The sequence below is a fragment of the Ferruginibacter sp. genome (genome assembly GCF_031430955.1).
Classification (GTDB): Bacteria; Bacteroidota; Bacteroidia; order Chitinophagales; family Chitinophagaceae; genus Ferruginibacter.
The window spans coordinates 1-4,520 of the sequence record NZ_JANPCM010000703.1 but is presented as its reverse complement, the minus strand read 5'-3'; the positions used below and the strand labels follow the sequence as shown (position 1 = coordinate 4,520).

General features: G+C 37.6%; 3 protein-coding genes. All 3 read left to right on the top strand.

Translation table 11 applies throughout. The features are described 5' to 3' along the window. A partial coding sequence (locus ACY65O_RS20095) for a RagB/SusD family nutrient uptake outer membrane protein (protein ID WP_462222643.1) occupies positions 1 to 1,679 on the top strand: 1,679 nt, incomplete at its 5' end. Positions 1,680 to 1,804: 125 nt separating this feature from the next. Continuing rightward, positions 1,805 to 3,148 (top strand): glycoside hydrolase family 88/105 protein, encoded by a 1,344-nt coding sequence (locus ACY65O_RS20090; RefSeq protein WP_462222642.1) that lies wholly within the window; start codon positions 1,805 to 1,807, stop codon positions 3,146 to 3,148. 41 nt (positions 3,149 to 3,189) lie between these two features. Further along, on the top strand, positions 3,190 to 4,520 hold a 1,331-nt coding region (locus ACY65O_RS20085; protein ID WP_462222641.1), incomplete at its 3' end, for a rhamnogalacturonan acetylesterase.

Genomic DNA, 4,520 nt, shown 5'->3' with positions numbered 1-4,520 from the left:
CCAATGTTTACTGGGACAATTTGTACATAGGCATAGGAGATGCGAATTTATTGATCCAGAATGCTTCGGCAAGTACTTCAACTTCCACTGCTATTAAGAATACTGCTTTAGGGGAAGGGTACTTTTTTAGGGCATACAATTATTTAAAATTAGTGCAGCAATGGGGTGCGGTTCCCTTAAAAACAACTGTAAGCACCACCGTAGAACTTGAGTTTAAAAGAGCTGAACCAAAAGATGTTTATGCACAGATTATTACTGATTTTAACCAGGCAAAAAATTTGTTGCTAACAACCGGAGGACCTTCCCGTTTAACTAAAGATGCAGCATCCCATTTCCTGGCAAAAGCATATTTGGCAAGAGCCAGTGAAATCAACAGCTCATGGAACAGTTCAACTGTTGCTGCTGATTTAGCTGCCGCAGTTACTTTATGTGATGCTGTAATTGCTAATCACCCACTGGCAACAAACTTTGCATCTTTGTGGAACTTCACCGGAATTAATTCGGCTAATGAAATCTTGCCTGAAGTAATTTTCTCTGCACAGATGACAAATGATGTAACAACAAATAATGCAGTTGGTAATACACAGCACCTGTATTTTATAGCAAGGTATGATATACAGGATCAACTTGCCCGTGATTTAGGTGGTGGCAGGCCTTTCAGCAGATTGGCAACAACCTATTACGACTACCGGATCTTTGATCGTGTAAATGATTCAAGATTCTGGAAGTCCTTCAGAACTAAATGGACATTAAATGGAGCATCACCAGTTGCACCAAATGTTAAAGGCGATTTGGGGATGATGTTTGTAATTAATCAACCGGGAGACCCCCGTAACTGGTCTAGATCAAAAATTAGTAAAGCAACAGTTGGTGCTGCTAATTTGATAATCGACCCAATTACTTCACGTGCAATTCCCACTGTTTATGTTGCTTATCCTGTTGGTACTACATTAGATACTGCATTGAATAAGGATTTAACAACTGTTTACCAGGCTTTTCCACCATTAAGTAAGCATTTTGATGGTTCAAGAAATGCATTGAATGATGTGGTGGGTCATAGAGATTTTATTTTAGCCCGGTCAGCTGAAACTTATTTGATTGCTGCAGAAGCAAAGATCAGGTTAGCTAAGGCTGGTACAGGTAATTATGCCGATGCACTGCCGTACATTAATGCAGTTCGTCAACGTGCACAATATGGAAGTGGGGAAAACAGGGCTTTATATTATGACGGAGGCAATACAATATTGTCTGCTTCACTTCAAACACCGGGAGTTATCAATTCATTTTATCCGGCCAATTCATATTATGAATCAAATAATATTCCTGTAACAACCGTTGCTTCAGCTCCTTTAGCTATCGCCAGCGTTGCAGCTTTACCTGCGCAGGATGAATATATCATCAGTACATTAGGCCTTACAAGTACATATGACAGAATGCTATGTCTTGTTTTGGATGAACGTTCCCGTGAACTTTGCGGAGAATATATTCGCTGGGAAGATTTATCAAGAACAAAAACATTAGTGCCGAGAGCAAAAGCATTTAATGTTGACGCTGCAGCTAACATAGCAGACAAACATCATTTACGTCCGATACCTCAACCATTCCTTGATGGTATTCAATCCGGAGGAAGTACATTAACTGCCGCTGAAAAGCAAGCGATGCAAAACCCAGGATATTAACTTTTTTCTCATTTTAGCAGTTGGTAAAGGGCGGGCAATGAAAATTGTACCGTCCTTTAACTTTCAGCACATCACTAATATTGTAATTAAGTACTTTTAATATCAGGAATATTGAAATAAATTTTATGAAAAAAAATCAATTACTTTTTGTCTGTGTTTTATTTTCTGTGTTTGCCAGGGCACAAAAAACGGGCAACGATGTAACCGCACCCTTACATGCCATGAAAGTAGATTACCCTGTGCCTTATCAACCCATGGCAAAAGATGAAATTAAAAAAGTGCTCGATAAAGTATTTAATTATTTAGATGCAGTAACACCTGCACAAATGATTAATAAAAAAACAAATGAAATTGTTACAGATGTTACAAAAATTGACAGTAATACTACTTTGCAAAAAGCCGATTTCAGGTTAACCAGTTACGAATGGGGCGTAACTTATTCTGCCATGTTATGGGCAGGCGAAATAACAGGCGATAAAAAATATACCAACTATGTAAAGGACCGGTTTAATTTTCTATCTACCTGGATACCTGCAGTAAAAAAATTAAAAATAGCTGGTGGTTACAGCAATAATAATTATCCTTTAAAGCAACCCATCGAACCTCATGCATTGGATGATGCAGGTGCTGTTTGTGCTGCAATGATAAAAGCAACAACAGCCGGAGTGAATAATAATTTACGGTCGCAGATAGACCATTTAATTGATTGGGTGGCCAATAAAGAATTTCGTTTTAAAGATGGAACGCTGGCAAGAAACCGGCCCCAAAAAAGTACGTTGTGGTTAGATGATCTGTACATGGGTGTACCATCATTGGCACAAATGGGAAAACTAACAGGAGATAAAAAATATTTTGATGATGCCGTAAATCAAATAAAATTATTCAGCCAACGAATGTTTATAAAAGAAAAAGGGGTTTATATGCACGGCTGGGTAGAAAGTATGGAAACGCACCCGGAATTTAAATGGGCGAGAGCCAATGGCTGGGCAATAATGGCTATGTGTGAATTGCTGGATGTGCTACCCGAAAATCACGAAGGAAGAGCTTATGTGTTACAACAATTAAAAGCCCACGCAAAAGGATTGGCAAGCTATCAAAGCGGCAGCGGTTTCTGGCATCAGTTGTTAGATAGAGAAGATAGTTATCTGGAAACATCTGCTACAGCAATTTATGCTTACTGCATTGCACATGCCTGCAACAATGGTTGGCTAAACCCGGTAACTTATGCACCAATGGCAAGCCTTGCATGGAATGCAGTAACAACAAAAATAAATGATATGGGCCAGGTAGAAGGTACATGCGTAGGCACAGGTATGGCTTTTGATCCTGCATTTTATTACCACCGGCCTGTAAATGTTTTTGCAGCGCATGGTTATGGCCCGGTAATTTTAGCCGGCGCTGAAATGTATAAAATGGCGGAGAAAAATAAATTTAAAATGAATGACAGTTCGGTACAGTATTATGAGTAGGAACACGCCTTAAGGTGTGTTCTCATAAAATGAATAAAATAATGAACCTTAGAATAAAATTATATTTTGCATTGATGCTAATGGCAGCTTCAGTAAATGCACAGCAAAAAAAAAGTTTTAAATTTGATTTTGGCAGCACTGCTGCTGCAAAAGGATATACTGCAATAACACCGCAAACAATTTATACAGATGCTTCCGGTTATGGTTTAATAAGTATTGCTGATTTAAATGCTGTAACAAGAAATAAAAAAAATACAATCGCCTCAGATTTTATTACCAGCAGCAAACCATTCTTTTTCTCAGTAAAAATTCCTGACGGAAATTATGATGTAAAAGTTATTTTGGGAGATATCAATGGCACATCAGCAACAACAGTAAGGGCAGAATGCAGAAGGTTATTCTTAAAAAATATTCAAACAAAAAAAGGAGAAATTAAAACAGAATATTTTACTGTGCATGTTAAAGACAGTATTATAAGAGATACCAACGGCAACGCAGTTGATAAAGTAAAACTTAAAGCAAGAGAAATAAATTATTTTCATTGGGATAATCAGCTTACCATTGAATTTAATGATACCGCCGCAAAAATTTGTGCAGTGGAAATTACTGCCAACAAAAAAACCACAACAATTTTTTTAGCAGGTAACTCAACTGTGGTTGATCAGGATAAAGAACCCTGGGCATCCTGGGGGCAAATGATCCCATCTTTTTTTGAACCCAAAAATATTTGTATTGCCAATTATGCTGAAAGTGGTGAAGCATTAACTTCTTTTAAAAGTGCAAAACGGTTGCAAAAAATTTTAAGCCTGATGAAGCAAAGCGATTATTTATTTATAGAATTTGGCCACAACGATCAAAAACAAAAAGGCGAGGGCATCGGTGCATTTACTTCTTACAAAAAAGATTTAAAATATTATATCAGCGAAGTAAAAAAGAAAGGCGGTATTCCTGTATTGGTTACATCAATGCACCGCCGCAGTTTTGATTCGGCGGGCCATATCAACAATACATTCGGCGATTATCCCGAAGCGGTAAGACAAACTGCAAAAGAAGAAAATGTAGCATTGATAGATTTGAATGCTATGAGTAAAATTATGTACGAAGCATTGGGCCCTGAAAAATCTATTAAGGCATTTGTACATTATCCTGCCAATACATTTCCCGGCCAGGATAAAAAATTAGAAGATAATACACACTTTAATACTTATGGTGCTTACGAAATTGCACGCTGCATTGTGCAGTCAATAAAAGATAATAAGTTACCCATTGCAAAACATTTAAAAAAGAATATTTTACCATTCGATCCTTCAAAACCAGATGCTGTAGAAAATTGGTATTGGCCGCAAAGTATTTTGCTGCCAGCAGTAAAACC

Coding starts and splice junctions, on each gene's coding strand:
- ACY65O_RS20090 (WP_462222642.1), top strand. CDS start 1,805: ATGAAAAAAAATCAATTACTTTTTGTCTGTGTTTTATTTTCTGTGTTT.